Here is a 21,515-nt window from a genome sequence, read left to right as displayed (position 1 = left end):
GGATAAAATGGGGAAGCCGTAGACCAGGCACGACCCGCGAAAGGGGTTCTTTTGAGCGCAGACAGCGGAAGGACGCAACCGAGAGAGGCGGGCGAACAACCTGTGCAGACTTCGGCCTTGCAGACCGGAAGGCCTGGATCCCGCGCATCTCGGGCCGCCGGCCTGGTCCTGGCCCTGCTGGCCTGCCTCTGGATCGCTTTCTGCACTGGTTTGGGCCCCATCTACCGTCAAGAGGGTTCGCTGACACAGGTTGGCCTGGCCCAGGTGCTGATCATGCTGGGAACCCTGGCCATCTGCCTGGCCCTGGTCCTGGCCTGCCGCCGGATTCTGCTGGGCTGCGAACCCATCCGAATGCCACAGCGGCTGACCGCCCTGGCGCAGCGCCCACGGATGCGTGCCTACGCGGTCTTCATCACCCGGCAAACCAGCGGCTGGCGGCCCATCATGCGCCTGCTTCTGCTGGGCTGGGCCTGGGCCTTTCTTACCCTGCTGGCCGCCTATGGGGCCGACCTGTACGCGCAGGCCCAGGAATGCGCCAACTTCCTGGCCCAGCTGCAGGGCGATCAGCCCCCCTACGGCGGCAATGCCTTCACCCAGATGGACGTCTACCCCATCGGCCACTATCTGCTGCCAGGGCACCCGGTCTTCCTGACCGACCAGCACAACATGGTGTTGACCCTGGTCTACGGGATGACCATCATGGCCTCCAACCATCTGACCGGATCCTATGACGCGGGCATCGTGCTCCTGGCAGGGCTGCAGGTGATCTTCGCGGCCTTTTGCTGCGCCGTCACCGCGGATCGCTTCCTGCGCGGCAGCGGAACCGAACACGTCGGTGCCCTGGCCCGCACCCTGGTCATGCTCTTCTTCCTCTTCTCCCCCTTCGTGGTCTTCAGCACCTTCAGCCTGACCAAGTCCCCCCTCTTCGCCTTCGCCTTCATCTGGTGGTTCGGCATCTGGCGCCAGCTGGAGTCAGGGGACAAGGACTCGCCGCTCTACGCCAGCCAGGCGGCAAAGTTGCGGCCCGGCCTCGCCTTGAGCACCCTGATCATGCTGATCAGCGCCAAGTACGCCCTCTACATCGTTCTGGTCCAGTTGGTCCTGGCCCTGATCATCCGCCGTCGCCAATGGGCCACCATCCTGATAGGACTCCTGCTGCCCCTGGTCCTGTTCACAGGGGTGACCGGGGCCCTGACAGCCACGGGGACAGTCATTCAGGGTGACCCTGTGGAGAGCCGCAGCATCCAGCTGCAGCAGATCGCCCGGGTGGCCCAGCGCAACCCCCAGGGGATTCCGGCCCAGGCAAGGGCTGATCTTGAGCCCATCATGGACCTGGACAATGCCGCCATCCAATACACCCCCTGGGAGGCCGACCGGGTCAAGTCCTCGGGCAACCAACCCAAACTGATCGTCTACCGCTGGAGGACCGTCACGCCCGAGCAGATGTCCCGGCTCAACCGGGCCTGGCTCCAGGTGGGACTGCGCAATCCGGTGATCTACCTGGACGCCTTCATGGCCGAGGCCTACGGCTACTTCGACCCCGGGGATCCTGCCTACGTGGCCATGTCCTACTACCTCAACAATGGCTACGTGCAGAACTCGGGCTCCTGGCTGGCGGCCTGGTGCCACGACTGGCGCAACGGGGTGACCGGATTCGTCAGAACCTGGGCCGACACCCCCCTGCTGGGCCTGGTGGCACGGGCCAACTTCTGGGTGGTGGCCGCCCTGCTGCTGATCGTCGCCCGCCTGGCAGCCGGTCGCTGGCGCGGGGTCCTGTGCTGGTTCCCCCTCCTGCTGATCATGGGGGTCATGATCACCGCTCCGGCCAACAACTTCGAACGGCACATGCTGCCGGTGGACATGGTGGTGCCTTTCCTGATCCTGGACATGGTCCGGCAGAGCCGCCGCGCCCGCGCCGGTGAACTGATGGACCGGCCGTCATGATCGGCAAGTCGAAACGGTCCAGACCGCCGGACGAAGACCCTGCCGAGGCGCAGCAGGCTCGCCAGGTATCTGCCGCCTCCGGTACCGCCATGGAGCAGATTCTCCCGAAGACGCTGGATCATCTGGATGAGGCGCTGCCCTGGACCAGGTCCCTGCCCGCCGATGGACGCAGAACCTTGGAAGGGGCCGTTCGAACAGCCCTGGACGACCTGCGCTCCCGACTTGACTCCCAAGGCGCGGAAGACAGCGAAGTCCCCTCCCCCGTGCCAGCAGAGCTCTCCCGGAGCCTGGGCCCCCACCGGGCCATGGAGCTGACCCAGGTCATTCTGGACATGCTTGAGGAGGCCGGCCGGACCATGGGAGCCGAGGGGGAACGGTCCACGCTGGTCTACACCCGTCATGCCGCCACCGCAGCAGCCGCTCTCTATGCCGACCTGGCCGAGGCGAGAAACGGACGCAAGGCCACAACGGAGTCCAGGATCATCCGGCATTTGATTGAGCAAACGGCGGATACACGGACCGTTGACGATCTGGCCCGGCTGGGCTGGCCGACCGAATTCGACTGCTTCGCCGTCGTTGGCGAGGCCCAGGGCAACGATGAGGGACAGGGCATGGAGAACGCCCGCCAGCCTATCCACACCACGGTGGCCCGTCAAGGCGGCAGGGCGCTGGTGGGCGAGAACGAAGGGCTCATGGTGGTTCTGATCGATCCCAACCGGTCGGGCACCCCGGCCGACTTCTGCGCATCCATCCTGCGCTTCTTCGCCGACGAGTCAGCTGTCTGCCTGGGACCTTTCCACCATGGAATCTCCGGTGCGGGAGCCTCCATCCGAGCCGCCCTGAGCACGCATGCGGCAGCCCCGGCAGTGGCTGACCCCATCACCGCCGCCCTGCCCAGGCCACTGCATGCCGACGACCTGCTGCCTGAACGAGCCCTGAACGGGGACAGGGACGCTGCCGACCAGCTCTACCAGGAGGTCTATCTGAGCCTGGCCGGCCAGGATCCGGACGGGCCATTGCCGACCACCCTGCTCACCTTCCTGCGCTCGGGCAACTCGCTGGAGGTCACCGCCAAGAAGTTGGGCATCCATCCCAACACCGTGCGCTACCGGCTCAGGCGCTGCGTGGAGGTGACCGGCTGGGATGCCATGGACCCGCGAGAGTCCTTCGTCCTCCAGGCAGCCCTGATCATCGGCAGGATCCGCAGGTCGCATCCGGGCGCCGACTGACTGGCGCCATACCAGCTGCTGCCTGGCCAAGATATGAAAAGAGCGGGGACCCGAAGGTCTCCCGCCCTTGAAATATAGAGCCGAACCGAGTCAGAGCACCGCGATGTCCAGGGGAACGCCCGGGCCCATGGTGGTGGTAACGGTGGCCTTGGTGATGTAGCGACCCTTGACCGTGGCCGGCTTCAGGCGCTTGATCTCCTCGTCGACCGCGTGGAAGTTCTCCTCCAGAGCCTGCTGCTCGAAGGAGACCTTGCCCACGGGGAAGCTCAGGTTGCCGTTCTTGTCCACACGGAACTCGATACGTCCGGCCTTGATCTCGGTGACCGCCTTGGCCACATCCATGGTCACGGTGCCGGTCTTGGGGTTGGGCATGAGGCCACGGGGGCCCAGGACACGACCCAGACGGCCGACCTTGCCCATCATGTCGGGGGTAGCCACCACGGCATCGAAGTCCAGGTAGCCGCCGGCGACCCTGGTCACCAGCTCGTCGTCGCCCACCTCGTCAGCTCCGGCCTCGGCGGCTGCGGTCGCCTGAGGACCACGAGCGAAGACCAGGACGCGTACGGTCTTGCCGGTGCCGTTGGGCAGGCTGACGGTGCCGCGGACCAGTTGGTCGGCCTTACGGGGATCCACGTTCAGGCGGTAGACGGCCTCTACGGTCTCGTCAAACCCGCGCTTGGGCATGCTCTTGAGCAGGGCGATACCCTCCTCGGGGGTGTACAGGTTGGTGCGATCGACCTTCTCGGCCGCCTCGCGATACTTCTTGGAACGCTTGGTCATCTGCTTCTCCTATCAGCAGTCGCGGTGCGGGCAAGCGTATGCCCTACCGCTCACAACAAAATTTCAGTCGGTGACGGTGATGCCCATGGAACGGGCGGTGCCTTCGATGATCTTCATCCCGGCCTCGACGTCACGGGCCGACAGATCCTCCATCTTGGTCTGGGCGATCTCGCGGACCTGGGCCTTGGTGACGGAACCCACCTTGGTGGTCAGCGGGTTGCCGGCACCCTTGGAGACACCGGCGGCCTTGCGCAGCAGGTCGGCTGCCGGCGGAGTCTTGGTGATGAAGGTGAAGGAACGATCCTCGTAGACGGTGATGATGCAGGGGATGACCTGGCCCATCTTGTCCTTGGTGGCATCGTTGTACTGCTTGCAGAAGTCCATGATGTTCACGCCGTGGGAACCCAGTGCGGGACCCAGCGGGGGCGCAGGGTTGGCCTTGCCGGCCTCTATCTGCACCTTGATCAGCGCGGTGACTTTCTTCTTTGCAGCCATATGCTGGTTCTTCTTTCTACGAAGCGGTGATGTCGGAGACCATGAATCCCCTCCCGCAACCTGTTCTTTCCAAATGCGCTCCACAGGAGAGCACAAGCTTAACAATTATCGCATCGACCGAGGACCAGCCGAAGGCTTTCAGGCGATCTTTTCGACCTGGTCGAAGCCCAGCTCCACAGGGGTGTCCCTGCCGAAGATGGAGACCAGAACGGTCAGCTTCTGAGTGGTAGGCTCCACATCGGAGACCACGGCAGCCATAGTGGCGAAAGGCCCTTCGGTGACGGTAACCTGATCGCCAACGGCGTAGGAGACCTCCACCGTGCGCTTCTTGGCGGCCTCGGGCTTGTCCCCGGCGGCCTTCAGGGCCTCGGAGGCGATCATAGGGGCCATCATCTGGACGACCTCCTTGCGGGTCAGCGGAGCCGGCTCTTTGCTGGGGCCGACGAACCCAGTGACGCCCTCGGTGTCGCGAATGATGCGGCGGGCGTTCTCGTCTGGCCACATGCGAATCAGCACGTAGCCCGGCACACGAACCCGGGTGACGACCTTCTTGCCCTTGTCGGTGTGCTTCTCGACCTCTTCCATGGGAATCTCCACCTGGAAGACCTTGTCCTCCAAGCCGAAGGAGGCCACACGGGACTCCACGTTGGCCTTGACACGCTTCTCATAGCCTGAGTATGTGTGCAGAACGTACCACTTGCCTTCGAGGGTGCGCAGCTTCTTGGAGAACTCGTCCACGGCACGCTGACCGGGATCCTCCTGGTCGGTCTGGTCGTCGGAATCGGAAGAATCGTCCTGGGTGTCATTGGCCTGGGCGGATTCGGCGGGTGTGCTGTCCTGCTCGGCCTGCTCCGATGAGGTTCCGAGCTGCTGATCCTGGACCTGGGCATCCTCCTGCGTGGGGGCATCTTCGGATGCCGACGGGGCCGACTCAGCGGCCGGATCGGGGTCCAGTCCCTCTCTGGTCAGATCATCACTCATGGATCACTCCACCTTCTACCTTGTCACAGCTCAGCCGAATATCAGGAAGGCTAGTTTGCCCAGTCCGAAGTCCATTACGGTTACAAAGATCATCAGCAACAGCACGAAGATGAAAACCGCCACGGACCAGCCCACCAGCTCCTTGCCCGTGGGAGTCACCACCTTGCGGATCTCATCGATGACCTGCTTGATGAAGAGCCCGATACGCATGAAGAAGTTCGGCCTGGCTTCCTCAGCCCCATCCTTCTGTGCCATGGTCATCCGTCCTTCGTTTGTTCTGCATCATCTGCTGCAAGCCTTGGCAGGGAAGGCGGGACTCGAACCCACAACCTACGGTTTTGGAGACCGTTGCGCTACCAATTGCGCCACTTCCCTATCGGAACTTCCCACCAGCCTACTCGACCGGGAGGAAAAACCGCCAAATCGCAAGTTTAGCCTAAAGGGCGGATTGCGTCCAACCGTGTTGCCTCCACAGCATTTTGCCCAGGAGAAGGATCAGGCGCTGACCCAGGCCCCAAGGCGCCTCATGCCCTCGGCCAGGTCATCGTCGGCCAGCGCGTAGGAGAAACGCAGGCAGCCGGGCGCGCCGAAGGCCTCACCCGGCACGGCCGCCACCTGGATCTGCTCCAGGATGACCTCGGCCAGCTCACCCGAGGTGGCGCAGACCGTGCCTTGCGGGCCCACTGGCCGATTCAGCAGACCGGTCACGTCGGCAAAGGCGTAGAAGGCACCCAGAGGCTCAGGGCAGGTCACCCCCTCCATGGCGTTCAGGGCATCCACAATGGCCCGTCGCCGCAGGGCAAAGGCCGACCGCATGGCTTCCACGTCCTCCAGACCGCCGGTCAGGGCGGCCAGAGCAGCCTGCTGGGAGACGTTGGCCACGTTGGAGGTCATGTGCCCCTGAAGCTTGGCAGCCGCCTGGGCCACCGGCAGGGGGGCGACCTGCCAGCCCACCCGCCAGCCTGTCATGGCATAGGTTTTGGCCACGCCGTTGACCACGATCAGCTGATCGCGTACCTGCGGCACCAGAGCGCCCGGATAGGGGGTATGCGCCCCCTGGTAGGTCAGGTGCTCATAGATTTCGTCGCTGATCACCCAGATCTGGTGTTCGATGGCCCAGCGATCCACGGCAGCCACCAGGCCGGCGTCCCAGATCGCCCCGGTTGGGTTGGTGGGCAGATTGAGGATGATGGCGCGGGTGTGCTCGGTTCGGGCCGCCTCCAGCTGCTCCATGCTGGGGATATAGCCCTGGTCGGCTCCGCTGAGCACCGGAACCGGCCGACCGCCAGCCAGCAGAACCATCTGAGGATAGCTGGTCCAGTAAGGGGCGGGAATGATGACCTCATCGCCGGGGTTCAGCAGGATCTGGAAGGTCTCATAGACGGCCTGCTTGCCGCCGTTGGTGACCACCACCTGATCCGGGTCAATTCGATAGCCCGAATCGCGCAGGGTCTTGTCGGCGATGGCCTGCTTCAGCTGGGGCAGACCAGCCGTGGGCGTATAGCGGTGGTTGCGCGGGTCCAGACAGGCGCGGGCCGCCGCCTGCACGATGTGGTCAGGCGTGGGAAAGTTGGGTTCGCCGGCACCGAAACTGATCACATTCATGCCTTGGGCCTTCATGGCCTTGGCTTTTGAATCCACGGCCAGAGTGGCACTGGGGGCCACTGCGTCTATGCGTCTGCTCAGGGTCTGCCATTGCGCCATAGTCATGCTGCCATGCTACCGCCCAGCACCCCCAGGGCTGTGCTCAGACCAGTACCAGAGAGTCCCGATGCACCAGCGGGTGGGCATAGTGGGCGCCCAGTAGGCGGCGGAGCTCCTTGGTGTTGAGGCCCAGCATGTCCTGGGCCTCCTCGGAATCGTAGCCGGACAGGCCCTTGGCCACCTGGCGGCCAGACTCATCGTGGATCCAGACCGGATCCCCGGCCGAGAACTCGCCCTGGACCGACCTGGCACCAGCCGCCAGCAGGCTGGCCCGACCGCCGCGCAGGGCTTTGACGGCCCCCTGATCCACCAGATAGCCGCCCCGGGGACGGGAGGCGAACTTGATCCAGAGCCGATGCGAGGAGCCCCGCGGACGGATGGGGGCGAAGAGGGTGCCCACCCGGTCGCCAGCCAGGGCAGGGCCTGCAAGATCGGCGCGGGTCAGCACCACAGGCATGCCGGAGGCCGCAGCAATCCGCGCCGCCTCCAGCTTGGTGGACATGCCCCCGGTCCCCAGACCGGAGACGGACCCCTGGGCATCCACCTGGTCCATGATGGCCGCCACATCGGGCACAAAGCCGATTCTGCGGGCCCCTGGCCTGGAGGGGGGCTCGGTGTAGAGGGCATCCACGTCAGTCAGCAGGACCAGCGCGTCGGCGCTGACGATGTTGGCGATCAGGGCCGAAAGGTGGTCGTTGTCGCCGAAGCGGATCTCGTTGCTGGCCAAGGCATCGTTCTCATTGACGATGGGGATGACCCCCAGATCCAGCAGACGGCAGAGCGTGCGTCGGGCGTTGCGGTACTGGACGGCATGGGTGGTGTCGCGGGCGGTGATCAGGATCTGGCCCACACGCAGGCCATAACGGGCGAAGGCAGTCTCGTACTGGGCCATGAGAAGACCCTGGCCCACCGAGGCCGTAGCCTGCTGGGTGGCCACGTCACCGGGGCGTTGGTCAAACCCCAGGGTGCCGAAGCCGGCCGCGATGGCCCCGGAGGTGACCAGGACCAGGCGGGCGCCATCCACAGCAGCCGAGGCCAGGGCGCCCACCAACGAACGCAGGCGGCCAAGATCCAGGTGCCCATGGGGATCGGTCAGGGAGCTGGAACCTACCTTGACCACCATGGTGCGGGCCTGGGCCACACGGGAACGGACCGCGGCCTCGTCGGATTCCTCCCCGTCGGTCATTGCCCGGCCTCTTCCGAACTGGCGGTATCCGCATCCCCGCGTCCCAGCAGGCCCTGCCTGTCGTGGGGATCGTCATCCACGGAGGGGTCGGCCCAGTGACCCTGGCGCCGTTCCTGTTCCATGACCTGACGCACCGCCTGCCTGGCGTCCATCATCTGATGGTACTGGCGGCGGCGTTCGCTGTTGGTGCGGCGGCGGTTGAGCCCCTGGCTCTCCTCCAGCCGCAGGTCGCGGCCCCGGGCCACCTGGGGGGTGCCGTCCAGCATTTCGGCACCGGCCGCCACGCTCGGGTCCCAGTCGAAAGCCACCGCATCGTCGCCAGGACCGATGCGAACCTCGTCCCCAGGTCTGGCTCCGGCCTTGCGCAGGGAATCCTCCACACCCATTCGGGCCAGGCAGTCGGCCAGATAGCCCACGGCCTCCTCGTTGTCGAAGTTGGTCTGGCGAACCCAGCGCTCGGGCTTGGCACCGCAGACCCTGAACCAGGTCTGTCCGGATCGGGTCTGATGCCGCTCAAGAGTGAAGTCCCCGGACTGGTCGGCATTCCTGCGCCGCCGCTCCAGGGGGCGGATGACCACACGCTCCTCCTGCCTGGCCTCCTGCTGCTCCCGCAGCTGCCTGCGTAGCCGATCCACCAGACCGGCCAGGTAGTAGCCCAGTTCCTTGAGTCCCTGATGCGAGGCTGTGGAGACTATGAAGACCTTGAGGCCCAGGGCTTCGAAGTCGGGACGGACGAATTCGGCCAGTTCGCGTGCCTCCGGCAGGTCGGCCTTATTGAGGATGATCACCCTGGGCCGCTCGGCCATGGGGATGACCCCCAGCGGAAGCTCCAGGCGGTCGGCATAGCGGGACAGCTCCTCTTCCAGGGCCCGATAGTCGCTCATGGGATCCCGATCAGGCTCCAGAGTGGCGCAATCGATGACGTGGGCGATGATCTCGGTGCGCTCGATGTGCCGCAGAAACTCCAGCCCTAGGCCCTTGCCCTGGGAGGCTCCCGGGATCAGCCCTGGCACGTCGGCCATAGTGAAGCGGCTCTCCCCTGCCTGGACCACGCCCAGGTTGGGCACCAGGGTGGTGAATGGATAGTCGGCGATCTTGGGCCTGGCCGCGCTCATGGCTGCCACCAGACTGGACTTGCCTGCGCTGGGGAAACCCACCAGGGCCACGTCGGCGATGGATTTGAGCTCCAGCACCAGGTCACGCTCCTGCCCCGGATCGCCCAGCAGGGCGAAGCCGGGAGCCCGCCTGGCCTTGGTGGCCAGGGAGCGATTGCCCAGGCCGCCCACGCCGCCTTGGGCCGCCACGAACCGGTCCCCCGCATGGGCCAGGTCAGCCAGACGCTCACCAGGTTGCTTGCGCTCGCCCTGGCCTCCCTTGGCGGTGAAGACCACGGTACCCACCGGCACCGGCAGAATCAGATCCTGGCCACGGCTGCCGTCCTTGTCGCCGCCCAGACCCATGGTGCCCGATTCGGCCTGGCGGTGCGGCAGAAAGCGGTAGTCCAGCAGGCTGGTGGCGTTGGCGTCGGCCTGAAGGATGACCGAGCCGCCCTGGCCGCCGTCGCCCCCATCGGGCCCGGCCAGGGGCTTGTACTTCTCGCGGCGGATGGAGGACGCCCCATTGCCGCCGTCGCCACCCTTGACATGGACGGTGACCTGATCCACAAATGCGCTCATAGGGGCCCATGGTACTCAATCCGGCCTGACATGCGGCCCCTGAGAGCTGAATGCCCGGCATCTCCATACATATGCAAAAAGGCCACCCCTTGACAGGGATGACCTTGGGCCGATGCCGATAAAGGGCAATCAGGCGGTAAGCACGTCAACGACCTTGCGGTCGCGCCGGTTGGCGAACCGAACGGTTCCGTCCGTCAGGGCGAAGAGGGTGTGGTCCTTGCCCAGACCGACGTTCTGGCCGGGATGGAACTTGGTGCCACGCTGGCGAACGATGATGTTGCCGGCCACTACGGCCTCGCCGCCGAACTTCTTGACGCCCAGGTACTGTGCATTCGAATCGCGCCCGTTGCGAGAGCTGGACGCGCCCTTCTTATGTGCCATGTCTGGTTCCTTTCCTACCTCGACCTAGGCCCTCAGGCGATGGCCGTGATCTTGACCACGGTCTGCTTCTGGCGGTGGCCCTTGCGGCGCGCCACGCCGGTCTTGTTCTTGAACTTCTGGATGTTGATCTTGGGGCCCTTGGCCTCGTCGTCCACGACCTCGCCCTTGACGGAGATCTTGGCCAGATCCTTGGCGGCCATGGTCACCTTGGATCCGTCGACGACCAGCGCGACCGGAAACTCGACCGACTCGCCCTTTCTGGCAGCCAGACGGTTGACCGTGATCTGGTCACCGACCTCGACCTTCTCCTGATGGCCTCCGGCCTTCACAATCGCGTACATAGCCCTACCTTGCCTGTTGTCCAAAGCTGTATGCGCCCGGCATCCGAGTCCTGCCATGCGATTGACGGACCCGTCCAGACACCAGCTAACCAGTATAGAAGCAAACACACCGCGTCGTCAAATGTGCCTGCCCCGCCGACAAAACGAAATTCAGTCTATGACTCCTTGGCGACATCCGCCGTCCCAGCCTGGGCATCGTCCTCGTCCGACGCCGCCTGGGCCGCCGCAGCGATCCTGGCCAGCTTGGCCTTGACTGCAGGCGTCGAGCCGGTGGACAGGGTCTCCTTGGCAGAGGAGCCATGACCATGCTTGTTGGTCTTGACGAAGGGGTCGCCGCCCTTGACCGCATAGGGGTCGGCATAGGAGGCGGAGATGGTTGGCTTGTCGTGGAGGATGAAGCCTCGGCCGTGGCAGGTGGGGCACTCCTCGGAGAAGGCCTCAACCAGCCCTTGGCCCACCCGCTTGCGGGTCATCTGGACCAGCCCCAGGGAGGTGACCTCGGCCACCTGATGCTTGGTGCGGTCCCGGGCCAGGCACTCCACCAGGCGGCGCAGGACCAGGTCGCGGTTGGCCGGCATGACCATATCCACATAGTCGATCATGATCATGCCGCCGATGTCGCGCAGGCGCAGCTGCCGGGCGATCTCCTCGGAAGCCTCCAGGTTGCAGCGGGTCACCGTCTCCTCCAGGGACTTGCCCTTGCCGATGAAGCGGCCCGTGTTCACATCGATGGTGGTCATGGCCTCGGTGCGGTCGATGACCAGGGAGCCGCCGGAAGGCAGGTAGACCTGACGCTCCATGCCCTTGCGCAGCTGGCTGTCGATGCTCCAGCGGTCGAAGACATCCTTGCCCTGGTGCTCGGCAGGGTCCCAGTGCTCAAGCTTCTCCTCCAGATCGGGGGCCATGGTCTCCAGGTAGTTGCGGACCCGCTCGTAGACCCCCTCGCCCTGGACCACCAGCTTGGCGAAGTCGTCGTTGAAGATGTCGCGGACCACGCGGATGGCTACGTCCGGCTCGCCCTGCAGGAGCTTGGGGCGCTTGCCGTGCAGGAACTCCTTGCGCTTGTCCTCGATCTTGCTCCACTGACGCTGCAGGTTCTCCAGGTCCTTGGTCAGGGCCTCCTCGCTGGCCCCCTCGGCCGCGGTGCGGATGATGACGCCCATATCCTTGGGAGCCACCCTGGAGACGATGCTCTTGAGGCGGGAACGCTCGCGGTCGGGCAGCTTGCGGCTGACGCCGGTCATGCCGCCCGAGGGCACCAGGACCAGGAAGCGGCCGGCCAGCGTGACCTGCGAGGTCAGCCGGGCGCCCTTGTGACCGATGGGATCCTTGGTGACCTGGACCAGCACGGGGTCGCCGGACTTAAAGGCCAGCTCGATCCGGCGGGGCTGGCCCTCCAGACGGGTGGAGTCCCAGTTGACCTCGCCGGCATAGAGCACGCCGTTGCGGGCCTGGCCTATGTCCACGAAGGCGGCCTCCATGCTGGGCAGGACGTTCTGGACCCGGCCCAGGTAAATGTTGCCGACAGTGGAGACCTCCTGGATGTCGGAGACGTAGTGCTCGACCAGGATGTCGTCCTCGATGACCGAGATCTGGGTGTGGTGCTCCTTCTCGCGCACCACCATCAGACGGTTGACGTTTTCACGGCGGGCCAGGAAGTCCTGCTCGACCAGCTGGGACTGACGGGAGCGCTCGCGGCGGTTGTCCCGTCGACGCTGCTTCTTGGCTTCCAGGCGGGTAGAGCCCTCCACATCAGTGATTTCGTCAATATATTGCTGCTTGCGGGAACGGCGGGTGCCGGACACCTCCGGCTCGCCCTCAGCGGACTTGGCACCCCTGCGACGACGGCGACGACGGGTCAGCGGGGCCTCGTCCTCATCATCCTTGTCCTTCTCCTGCTCGTGCCCGCGATGGCGACGACGCGTGGAAACGGACTTCTCAGCGTCCTCCTCGTCGCCCTTGGCACGGCGGCGGCGACGGGTGCGGGTGCCGGACACCTGCTGTTCCTCGTCCTGCTCCTGGTCCTCGTCGACCACAAAGGTGATGCCCTCGTGATCCAGATCCTCCTCGATGCGCTCCACCTCGTCGGCGGCCCTGCGCTCCTCGGCATTGAGCCTGCGGGAACGGCGTGAACCGCCCTCCGAAGTGTTCCTGGACCTGCTACGGCGAGAGGTCTTGGGCGACTGCTCGGCATCCTCGTCCTCATCATCCCGTTCTTCGCGCTCATCATGCTCGGGCCGGGAGGCGGGTATGACGGGCTCCTGGAAGAGCAGGGATGTCATAGGACGGGGACGGGAGGCGCGCGGGCGCTCATCCTGCTCCTCGGCCTTCCGGCCTGCCCTCTGGCTGCGGCCCGAGGTCAATGCCTCCACAGCCTCAATGGCACGCTCCTGACGCTCCTGATCAGGTTCACCCTCCTGGGCATGCTCCTCATCGCGTCGGCGGGCAGCAGTGCGGGTGCGACGACGAGTGGTCGTCCTGGTCGGCTTGGACTCGCTCTCATCCACCTGGACGTCCTGATCGGCCGACTGATCCTCCTTGGGCTTGCGGGTGCGACGGCGACGGGTGGCAGAGGGCTTGGACTCGTCGTCCTCCTCCTTGGCCTTGCGAGAGGCCTTGCGCTTCTCTGCCTCGACCTTCACGGGCACGTCGGCACCGGCGGCGCCGGCCACTCTGACCACACGCCGTCCAGCACGGCGACGGGTGCCAGAGCCAGCGGTCTGCTCGACCTGCCGTTCCTGCCCATCCCTGGTGGCGGACCTATTATCCTGGGTATCCTCAGTATTCGTTTTTTCGGGCACAATGCTCCTTGCGGCACGCCGCCTCGCGCCGCTCTCACGGTTCCGATCCGTCCTCACGCTGCACTCTCACTGCAGCCGCGCACCTGCGTGCGCCCGATCGAAACGCCTTGGCAAAAAGTCTTCCTGACGCAGGCGGACACCGACGCCCGCACGGATCACTGGGTCTCCGTCCGGGGGGATCAACGCCTACGCTGCAAGTGGTCAGGCAGAACCACCGTCCTCTAGTATGTCACAGATCAGCGGCCATCAGGTCCATTGAGCCACTCGACCAGTATGGCTTCCAACCGAACCAGGTCATCCAGGGGCACCTGTTCGTCGGCCTTGTGGGCCAGCAGGGGGTCCCCCGCCCCCAAATTGACAGCCGGTAGGCCAAGGGCTGAAAACCGCGCCACATCGGTCCATCCCAGTTTGGCGCGAGGCTGCTGACCCGTGGTCCGGGCGACCAGGTCCGCCAGCGAACGCGCCCAAGGCGAATCCAAACCAGGACGGGCCGCGGGCGATTCGTCGCACATGCGCACCGAAAATCCCTGGAAGACTCCGCCCAGGGCCACATGCTCGCCATTGCCGAGCTCGGCGCCCGTCCCCTGGCCCATCATCAGCTCCTTGGCCTGGGACAGGCTCTTGTCAGGGGCGAACCGGTAATTGACGTGCACCCGGCAACGGTCGGGGATGACGTTGGTGCCCAGGCCGCCCTCGATCATGGTGGCGTTGAGCCCCTCCCGATAGTCCAGGCCATCCACCTTCACCGTGGCCGGACGGTACTGCTCCAGCCGGTTCAGAATGGGCGCGGCAGCGTGGATGGCGTTGCTGCCCATCCAGGCCCGGGCGGAATGGGCCGTCGTGCCGTGGGTGATCAGGTCGAAGCGCATAGTTCCGTTGCAGCCGGCCTCGATGGCACAGTCGGTGGGCTCGCCGATGATGGCGAAATCCCCTCGCACCCAGTCAGGATGGGCAGCCACCACCCGGCCCAGCCCGTTCAGATCGGCCTGGACCTCCTCATGGTCGTAGAAGACAAAGGTCAGGTCATAGACCGGCTCCTGCAGGGTGAGCGCCAGGTGGAGAAAAACGGCATCAGAGGCCTTCATGTCGGCGGTGCCCCGGCCATGCAGCACCCGGGATCCGGGGTGGGCGGCGGCCAGGTCGGCGCGGATGTCCGGGTCGCCGGGCTCCAGCCAGCGCGGGGGCAGGTTCCCATCCACGGGCACGGTGTCCAGATGACCGGCAAGGACGATGCGGTGGGGACGGCCCAGCTGGGTGGAGGCCACGACCGTGTCGCCCAACCGTCGGACCAAGAGGTCAGCCCTTGACGACAGGGCCCTCTGGACGGCATCAGCCAGGGCGCCCTCCTGGCCGCTGACCGAGTTCAGGGCGGTCATGGACTCCAGTATCCTTGCCAGGGCCTGGGCGGGTTCAGCCCCTCGGGCGCCGGCGAGAAGATCAATATCGGTCTGTGTGTTCTTGGCCATAGTGCCATGCTAGCGGGCCGGGAATCGCAGGTGGACTTGCAGCCGCAAGCATGAGGCCCGGGTGGCACAATGGGGACGACAGAAGCGGTGGCACTCCGCCTGGGAGGCCGCCGTCCACCATGCGAGACGAGGAGGATGCCGGAGTGCCTGGACTGCTCAGTGCCATGGAAGGGTTCTTCATCATCGGCGTGGTCATCGCCGTGGGGTATGTGGCCGCCCGCTTCCATGTAGGCGGTCCAACGGCCCAGCTGGTGCTCAACAAGTACTCCTTCTTCGTCTCAACGCCCTGCCTGATGTTCGCTATCCTCTCCAAGCAGAAGCTGTCGGTCATCTTCCACCCCAGCATCATCGTGGCCTTCCTGTCGGCGGCGGCCGTGGGTCTGCTCTTCGTGGCCCTGAACGCGGCCAGCTTTCACCTGCCGGCTGCCGAAGCCACCATCGGCGCTCTGGACTCCTTGTATTTGAACTCCAACAACATCGGGCTGCCTGTGGCCACCTACATTCTGGGCAATCCCACGCTGGTGGCACCCATCCTGGTCATGCAACAGGCCCTGTTCACTCCCATCGGGCTGACTGTTCTGGACGCGACCACCTCTGGCAAGCTCTCGGTCAAGACCATCCTCAAACAGCCGCTGAAACAGCCCATCCTCATCGGCTCCATAGGCGGCATAGTGATTTCGGCCATCAGCGCCCAGGCCGGCCATTTCGTTATCCCCGATTTCGTCTACAAGCCCATCGACATGATCGGGCAGTCGGCCGTGCCCATGATCCTCATGGCCTTCGGCATGTCCCTGCGGGGTTCGCGGCCCATGGGCCGGGGCACCGACCGTCGTGCCACCCTGTGCGCGGTGATCCTGAAGAATCTGGTCATGCCCATAATCGCCTACCTGCTTGCCCGGTTCATGATGGGCTTCAGCGGGGCGGAGCTGTACGGGTGCGTGGTTCTGGCGGCCCTGCCTACCGGTCAGAACGTCTACAACTACGCGGCCCGCTACGAGGTGGGAACCACCTTCGCCAGGGACGGCATCCTGCTGAGCACGATCAGCTCGCCCGTGATCATCGCCCTGGTCGCCCTGCTCCTGAGCTGACGCGCCGGACCGGGCCTTCTGCTCAGCCTTCGGCTGCCAGGGCCTCCAAGCGCTGCAGGAAGTGCGGCCAGTCCTGTCCGAAGGCCTTCAGCAGGGGCAGGTCCGCGACCTTGTCCAGGTCCACCCATTCCAGGGCAATGCTCTCATCGTCATTCATGCGGGGCTCGACCTGGTGGCCGGGGCGCTCGAAGGCCAGGATGGTCGTATAGCCCCAGGGGCCGTGGTCCTCCAGGTAGGAGCCCACCACCTGGATGTCCTCCGGACGGATGTTGGCCTCCTCATAGCTTTCGCGCAGGCCGCCCTCCAGGGGGTTCTCCCCGTCCGAGATGGCGCCGCCCGGCACACCCCAGGTGCCGCCCTCAGCGCTCCAGCGGGCCCGGTGTTGCAGAAGCACGCTGATCGGCGCGCCCGTGCGGGCATCGCGCCGGGCCAGCAAGACGCCGGCAGCCCCGTTGAGCCCCCAGTGCCGCTTGCCACAGGCACAGTTCACCCACCCGTCGCCAGGCTGGTGGACGTTCTCCACAGGGGCGACCAGTCCCTCAGGACCATGCGTCGATCCGTCTGCCTGCTGCCGCTCAGGCTGGACCCGTTGGGCCCACAGGTCAGGCCAGGAGACGCCCAGCTCCTGGGCCAGGGCGCGCAGGGTGGGCATGCTCAATCCCATCACTCCGCTGGGATCGCCCTGGATGCCCTGGATGAAAGCGCTGCCCAATCCCTCCAAGGTGAAGGAGCCGGCCACCTCCAAGGGTTCGCCGGTGGCTACATAGGCCTGCATGGAGGCCCGATCATAGTCTCCGAAGGTCACCTGAGCGCTGCTGACCGCTCGGGCCCGCCGGCCGGTGGCCAGATCAATCAGACAGTGGCCGGTGACCAGGGTGCCGGTTCGGCCACGCATGGCCATCAACCGCTCCAGAGCACGCTCCGGCTGGTGAGGTTTGCCCATGACGGCCCCGTCCACGCTGAACAGCGAGTCGCACCCCAGCAGGAGGGGCCCACGCCCGGCGCCGAGCATCCCGCCCCAGGCTCCAATGACCTGGCTCATGGGATCCCTGGAGGATGCATCCGAATCACCCTGGCTCAGAGGCCTAAACGTGACCAGATCGCCCCGCGAGCGCCGTTCGGCATCCTTGACGGCATCCATGGTCGCTTGGACAGCCGAAGCCTTGGCCTCAGCCAAAACACTGACCCGTTCGCGCACATCCAGATCCTCCAGGCGACAACCCAGTTTACGGGCCCGTTCCGCCAGTACAGCCGGCTCATCCACCTTTGATGGTCGGATGATGGGGTCGATGCCCGCCTGGACCAGAAGCCGCCGCCTGGAGGGCGAGGACGAGGCCAGAATGAGCGGGATATGCCTGTCTTCAGTGTTCACGATTGCCTTCCTGGTCCCCTTCCACCTGGACCCCCCGGCAGTCCACGTCCAGCGACAGGACCCGCCAGCGGCCGGAATCCAGATAATCCTTGGCAAGGGTCCGCAGCTCATTTTCGGCATCACCGTAATGCAGGACGATAATGCAGGGCCCGGCTCCGGAGATCGCCGCCGCGTAGCCCTGACCGCGCAGGAGCTGCAGGAGCTTGGTTGAGGAGGGCATGAGCCCGGCCCGGTATGGCTGATGGAGCCGGTCCTGGGTGGCGACGAAGAGCAGGGCGTTGGCCCTGGCAGCCTGCTCAGCTGCCTCTGTCTCCAGGTCATCCAGGGATCCTGGGTTCAGAGCGCCAGGAATCAGGGCCGCCCTTGACAGGTTGTGAACGGCATCCGCGTAAGGCACCCGGTTGGGCAGGGCCTGTCGGGCCTTCTGCGTAGACAGATGGGCGCCGGGAACGAAAACCGTGGCTTTGATGGCCGGGTCCACCTGGTAGCGCAGGGTGTGGTAGCCGCCCTCCAAGGGCGCGCCGCCGGCTATGGGCAGGGAACCCACGCCCTCGCCAGTGGCCAAATCATAGGAGACGGTCAGCCCCCCGTAGACAGCAGGCGCCACGTTGTCGGGATGCCCCTCGATCTGGGCGGCCAACGCGAAGACGGCATCACGGCGCAGTGGGCCAGTGTGGGCGAAGGCCGCAGCCGCCGCGATTCCGGCCACGATGGCCTCGGCGCTGGATCCCAATCCCCTGGCCTGGGGGATTCGGTTGACCGCGCGCATGATGAAGCCGAACCTTGGCAGTCCGAAGACCTGGCAGGCCCGCCTGAAGGTGGAGACGACCAGATGGGTCTCGTCTCGGGGCAGGGTCCGCTCCCCCTCGCCCTTGATGACCACATAGGCGGTGGTGTCGCCCGGATCCACGGAACGGGTGAAGACGATCTCGTCATGGTAGTCCAGCGCCAGCCCGACCGCATCGAAACCTGAACCCAGGTTGGCGCTGGTGGCTGGCACACGCACCCGCACAGTAGACGGACCCTCTGCAGCAACGGCCATCATTGGGCCTGCCGATCGAAGACGCGCAGGATGGAGGCCTGCCCGGTGACCGAGTCGAAGGTGGAGATCCGCTCGACCACCTGCCGCAGAGTCACCTCGTCGCACAGGTGGGTGACCACGCGCAGCTGCTGGATCTCGCCGCTGTAGCCCGGGTCATGCAGGGTGGGCTTGATGTCCTGGTTGACTCCGTTGATGGAGATGCCCGCCTCGGAAAAGACCTGGGCGATGGCCGCCAGCACGCCAGGCTTGTCGTGAATGAGGAAACGGACGGCAAAGGCGGCGCGGGATGCATCCAGCGGGGCCATGGGGATGTTGGCGTACATGGGAATCCCCGGACCCATGCCATGCTGGACGATGTGGCGGGCCTCGGTGACCACGTCCCCCAGAACGGCTGATGCTGTGGGCGCCCCGCCGGCACCCCGACCATAGAACATGAGGTCGTCGGCGGCCTTGGCGGTGACGAAGACCGCGTTGAAGCTGCCATGGACCGAAGCCAGGGGGTGGCTGTCGGGGATCAACGCCGGGTAGACCCGGGCGGAGATGCCCTGGTCGCCGCGCTCAGCCACGGCCAGAAGCTTGATGACCCGGTGCTCGGTCTGTGCGGCCGCTATATCGTCGGCGGTGATGGTGCGGATGCCCTCCACGGGTACATCATCCATGCGCACATCAGTGTGGAAGGCCAGCGTGGCCATGATTGCGGCCTTGGCGGCTGCATCCAGCCCGTCCACATCGGCGGTGGGGTCCGCCTCAGCGAAGCCCTTGGCCTGGGCGTCGCGCAGGGCCTGGTCGAATTGAAGACCCTTGGTGGTCATCTCATCCAGAATGTAGTTGGTGGTCCCGTTGACGATGCCCACCAGGCTGGTGATGCCGTCGCCCACCAGGGACTCGCGCAGGGGCCGCACGATGGGGATGGCCCCGCCCACGGCCGCCTCGAAGTAGATGTCGACGCCATGCTCTTCGGCAGCACGGTAGAGCTCAGGGCCGTGCTGGGCCAGGAGGGCCTTGTTAGCGGTGACTACGCTGGCGCCGGACTCGATGGCCTTGAGCAGCAGGGTGCGGGCCGGCTCGATGCCGCCGATCAGCTCGATGACGATGTCCGCCCGGGTGACCAGGTCGGCTGAGTCTATGGTCAGCAGGGACGGATCGATCCAATCAGCCTTGACCTTGTCAGGATGAAGGACGGCGATGCCCACCAGCTGCAGGGGACGGCCCACTCGGCTGGCCAGGTCCTGGCTCTGCTCCACCAGGAGGCGGGCGGTCTGGGAGCCCACGGTCCCAGCCCCCAGAAGTGCTATGCGGATGGGCCTGACGGCCTCCTGCTGCTGCATGCGTTCAGGCATATGGATCCTCCATCCGCCCCATCGGGGCCTGTCGCAGGGTGTTGCTCCATCTTAGAAAGCCAATCCGACACCCGTATCCACCCCGGCGCCTGCTTCCGCCAAGACAGAGCGCATCATCCCTGATCCAAGGCCAGCAGGTCATCCATGGTCTGCCGCCGCAGCATCAGATGGGCACCGGACTGGTCCAGACCTACCACGGGAGGGATCAGAGCCTGGTTGTAATTGCTGGCCATGGTCCGCCCGTAGGCGCCGGTCACCGGCACCACAAGCAGATCACCCCGGCGAATGTCCGCTGGCAGGGCCACATTTTGCACCAGGATATCCCCCGATTCACAGTGCTTGCCGACCACACGGGCCTGGATACGGTCCCCGCTGCCATCCCGGTTGGTCAGGACAGCCGTGTATTGAGCTTCGTAGAGGGCCGGACGAATGTTGTCGCTCATGCCGCCGTCAACCGAAACGTAGGTGCGCACGCTTCCGTCAGACAGGGGGACGGGCTTGACGGTGCCCACCCGATACAGGCTCATGCCGCAGGGTGCCACGATCCAGCGGCCGGGCTCGAAGGCGATGACCGGCATGGGCATGCCCAGGCGACGGTTGATGGCAACCATGTCAGCCCCCAGGCTGGTCAGGGTCTGGTCCAGGTCCATCCGATCCTCATCCGGGGTGTAGGGCACGGAGAAGCCGCCGCCCAGGTCCACCTCGGGCATCAGGTATCCGTCGGTGGCCCAGAAGGTGTGCCGCAGCAGCATCATGCGCCGGGCGGCCTCGATGAAGGCCGAAGAGTCATGGATCTGGGAGCCGATATGGGTATGGATGCCCACCAGCTCCAGTTCCTTCTCGTGGGAGCGAATCTCCTTGAGCAGGGCGATAGCCGGTCCGTCAGCCAGGGCGGACATGGCTTTGATCCGGGCGGGATCAGCCGGTTCAGCGGGCCCGTTGGCAGCCGAATACAGGGCTGAAGACGACGGGGAGACCACGGAATCGCCAGGAGCCAAGGAGGCGTCATTCTTTGTGGCCGCCGAAGCCGCTGCCCCAGCCTGTCCGGAGGATCCAGGCTCAGGCCCAAGGTCCAGCAGGCCCACGTCGGTGCCCTGGGGCAGCAGGGGGATGCCGAACTTCTGATCCTCGTGGGCAGTGGAAATGTACTCGTGGCCGCCGGCGTGCACACCCACGGTCACCCGGAGCATGACCTTGGCGCGACGCCCCTGGGCCCTTGCAGCAGCGGCGATTCGCGCAGGCTCGTCAGGCGCATCGATGACGATGGCCCGGTAGCCCTCCTTCACAGCCAGATCAATCTCCTGGTCGGACTTGTTGTTGCCATGCAGGACCAGGCGGCGGCCAGGGGCACCGGCAGCCTGGGCGATCAGCATCTCGCCCAGGGAGCAGGTGTCGATATCCAGCCCCTGGCGCAGCATGATCCGCACGGTCTCCTTGCTGAGGAAGGCCTTGCCCGCGTAGCTGACCCTGGTGGTCGCACCACCCAGGTCCCGCAGGGCCGCCTGGCGGAAGGCCGAGGCCCGTTCCGCCATCATCGCGGTGTCCATCAGATACATGGGGGTGCCGTAACGCTTGGCCAGGTCCTCCATGGGGCACCCATGCATGGTCAGCATGCCCTGACGGTCCCGCTGCAAAGCCTCGGGCCAGAACCCGTCGGGCCCCAGCCCGCACATCCCTGTTTCCATCAAC

At 65.6% G+C, this 21,515-nt stretch carries 18 protein-coding genes and 1 tRNA gene; 3 read left to right on the top strand and 16 right to left on the bottom strand.

Annotated elements, in window-relative coordinates; all coding sequences use genetic code 11:
- Window positions 1-51 precede the first annotated feature (51 nt).
- The gene (locus AC0AII_RS00970; protein ID WP_490445785.1) at window positions 52-1,944 is read left to right on the top strand and encodes a DUF6020 family protein; all 1,893 of its coding nucleotides are present in this window, start codon (window positions 52-54) and stop codon (window positions 1,942-1,944) included.
- Window positions 1,941-3,173: a PucR family transcriptional regulator gene (locus tag AC0AII_RS00965; protein ID WP_490445784.1), complete on the top strand. Its 1,233-nt coding sequence runs from the start codon at window positions 1,941-1,943 to the stop codon at window positions 3,171-3,173. Before AC0AII_RS00970 ends, AC0AII_RS00965 begins: the two co-directional genes overlap by 4 nt.
- Window positions 3,174-3,263: 90 nt before the next feature.
- Here the strand turns inward: AC0AII_RS00965 and rplA are convergent, their stop codons facing one another.
- The 12 genes from rplA to dapE form a co-directional block, all read right to left on the bottom strand.
- Window positions 3,264-3,953 carry a 50S ribosomal protein L1 gene (gene rplA / locus AC0AII_RS00960; RefSeq protein WP_029678147.1) on the bottom strand — a complete coding sequence of 230 codons (690 nt, stop codon included), beginning with the start codon at window positions 3,951-3,953 and terminating at the stop codon, window positions 3,264-3,266.
- Window positions 3,954-4,016: 63 nt separating this feature from the next.
- The gene (rplK, locus tag AC0AII_RS00955; RefSeq protein ID WP_015022451.1) at window positions 4,017-4,448 is read right to left on the bottom strand and encodes a 50S ribosomal protein L11; all 432 of its coding nucleotides are present in this window, start codon (window positions 4,446-4,448) and stop codon (window positions 4,017-4,019) included.
- A gap of 138 nt (window positions 4,449-4,586) precedes the next feature.
- Window positions 4,587-5,429 carry a transcription termination/antitermination protein NusG gene (gene nusG, locus AC0AII_RS00950; RefSeq protein WP_490445783.1) on the bottom strand — a complete coding sequence of 281 codons (843 nt, stop codon included), beginning with the start codon at window positions 5,427-5,429 and terminating at the stop codon, window positions 4,587-4,589.
- A 30-nt stretch (window positions 5,430-5,459) separates the two neighbouring features.
- Window positions 5,460-5,684 (bottom strand): preprotein translocase subunit SecE, encoded by a 225-nt coding sequence (gene secE, locus AC0AII_RS00945; protein WP_024626851.1) that lies wholly within the window; start codon window positions 5,682-5,684, stop codon window positions 5,460-5,462.
- A 44-nt stretch (window positions 5,685-5,728) separates the two neighbouring features.
- Window positions 5,729-5,804 (bottom strand) — tRNA-Trp (locus AC0AII_RS00940).
- A 120-nt stretch (window positions 5,805-5,924) separates the two neighbouring features.
- On the bottom strand, window positions 5,925-7,133 hold the full coding sequence (locus AC0AII_RS00935) for a pyridoxal phosphate-dependent aminotransferase (protein WP_490446085.1): 1,209 nt from the start codon (window positions 7,131-7,133) through the stop codon (window positions 5,925-5,927).
- Window positions 7,134-7,176: 43 nt separating this feature from the next.
- Window positions 7,177-8,319 carry a glutamate 5-kinase gene (proB, locus tag AC0AII_RS00930; RefSeq protein WP_490445782.1) on the bottom strand — a complete coding sequence of 381 codons (1,143 nt, stop codon included), beginning with the start codon at window positions 8,317-8,319 and terminating at the stop codon, window positions 7,177-7,179.
- Window positions 8,316-9,995: a GTPase ObgE gene (obgE, locus tag AC0AII_RS00925; protein WP_490445781.1), complete on the bottom strand. Its 1,680-nt coding sequence runs from the start codon at window positions 9,993-9,995 to the stop codon at window positions 8,316-8,318. Before obgE ends, proB begins: the two co-directional genes overlap by 4 nt.
- Window positions 9,996-10,124: 129 nt before the next feature.
- A complete protein-coding gene (gene rpmA / locus AC0AII_RS00920) occupies window positions 10,125-10,376 on the bottom strand; it encodes a 50S ribosomal protein L27 (RefSeq protein ID WP_015022457.1) in 252 nt (83 codons plus the stop codon).
- Between the two features lie 32 nt (window positions 10,377-10,408).
- A complete protein-coding gene (gene rplU, locus AC0AII_RS00915) occupies window positions 10,409-10,717 on the bottom strand; it encodes a 50S ribosomal protein L21 (protein ID WP_024626855.1) in 309 nt (102 codons plus the stop codon).
- Between the two features lie 155 nt (window positions 10,718-10,872).
- On the bottom strand, window positions 10,873-13,575 hold the full coding sequence (locus AC0AII_RS00910; RefSeq protein WP_490445780.1) for an Rne/Rng family ribonuclease: 2,703 nt from the start codon (window positions 13,573-13,575) through the stop codon (window positions 10,873-10,875).
- Between the two features lie 179 nt (window positions 13,576-13,754).
- Window positions 13,755-14,984 (bottom strand): succinyl-diaminopimelate desuccinylase, encoded by a 1,230-nt coding sequence (gene dapE, locus AC0AII_RS00905; RefSeq protein ID WP_490445779.1) that lies wholly within the window; start codon window positions 14,982-14,984, stop codon window positions 13,755-13,757.
- A gap of 143 nt (window positions 14,985-15,127) precedes the next feature.
- Here dapE and AC0AII_RS00900 point away from each other — a divergent pair, with 143 nt between their 5' ends.
- Complete coding sequence (locus tag AC0AII_RS00900) at window positions 15,128-16,072, top strand: AEC family transporter (RefSeq protein ID WP_490446084.1); 945 nt, start codon at window positions 15,128-15,130, stop codon at window positions 16,070-16,072.
- Window positions 16,073-16,094: 22 nt separating this feature from the next.
- Here the strand turns inward: AC0AII_RS00900 and AC0AII_RS00895 are convergent, their stop codons facing one another.
- From AC0AII_RS00895 to AC0AII_RS00880, 4 genes are all read right to left on the bottom strand, one after another.
- Window positions 16,095-17,444 (bottom strand): Maf family nucleotide pyrophosphatase, encoded by a 1,350-nt coding sequence (locus AC0AII_RS00895; RefSeq protein WP_490445778.1) that lies wholly within the window; start codon window positions 17,442-17,444, stop codon window positions 16,095-16,097.
- Complete coding sequence (gene thrB / locus AC0AII_RS00890; protein ID WP_490445777.1) at window positions 17,434-18,486, bottom strand: homoserine kinase; 1,053 nt, start codon at window positions 18,484-18,486, stop codon at window positions 17,434-17,436. The genes AC0AII_RS00895 and thrB overlap by 11 nt, the downstream gene beginning before the upstream one ends.
- Window positions 18,486-19,826 carry a homoserine dehydrogenase gene (locus AC0AII_RS00885; RefSeq protein ID WP_490445776.1) on the bottom strand — a complete coding sequence of 447 codons (1,341 nt, stop codon included), beginning with the start codon at window positions 19,824-19,826 and terminating at the stop codon, window positions 18,486-18,488. The genes thrB and AC0AII_RS00885 overlap by 1 nt, the downstream gene beginning before the upstream one ends.
- Before the next feature lie 113 nt (window positions 19,827-19,939).
- Entirely contained in the window at window positions 19,940-21,511 is a 1,572-nt protein-coding gene (locus AC0AII_RS00880) for a diaminopimelate decarboxylase family protein (RefSeq protein ID WP_490445775.1), read from the bottom strand.
- Window positions 21,512-21,515 lie beyond the last annotated feature (4 nt).

It is taken from the genome of Bifidobacterium sp. VU/mBH4 (B4) (assembly GCF_058199535.1).
Note: the sequence above shows the minus strand (reverse complement) of the source record. Positions and strands in the feature narration are given on the sequence as shown.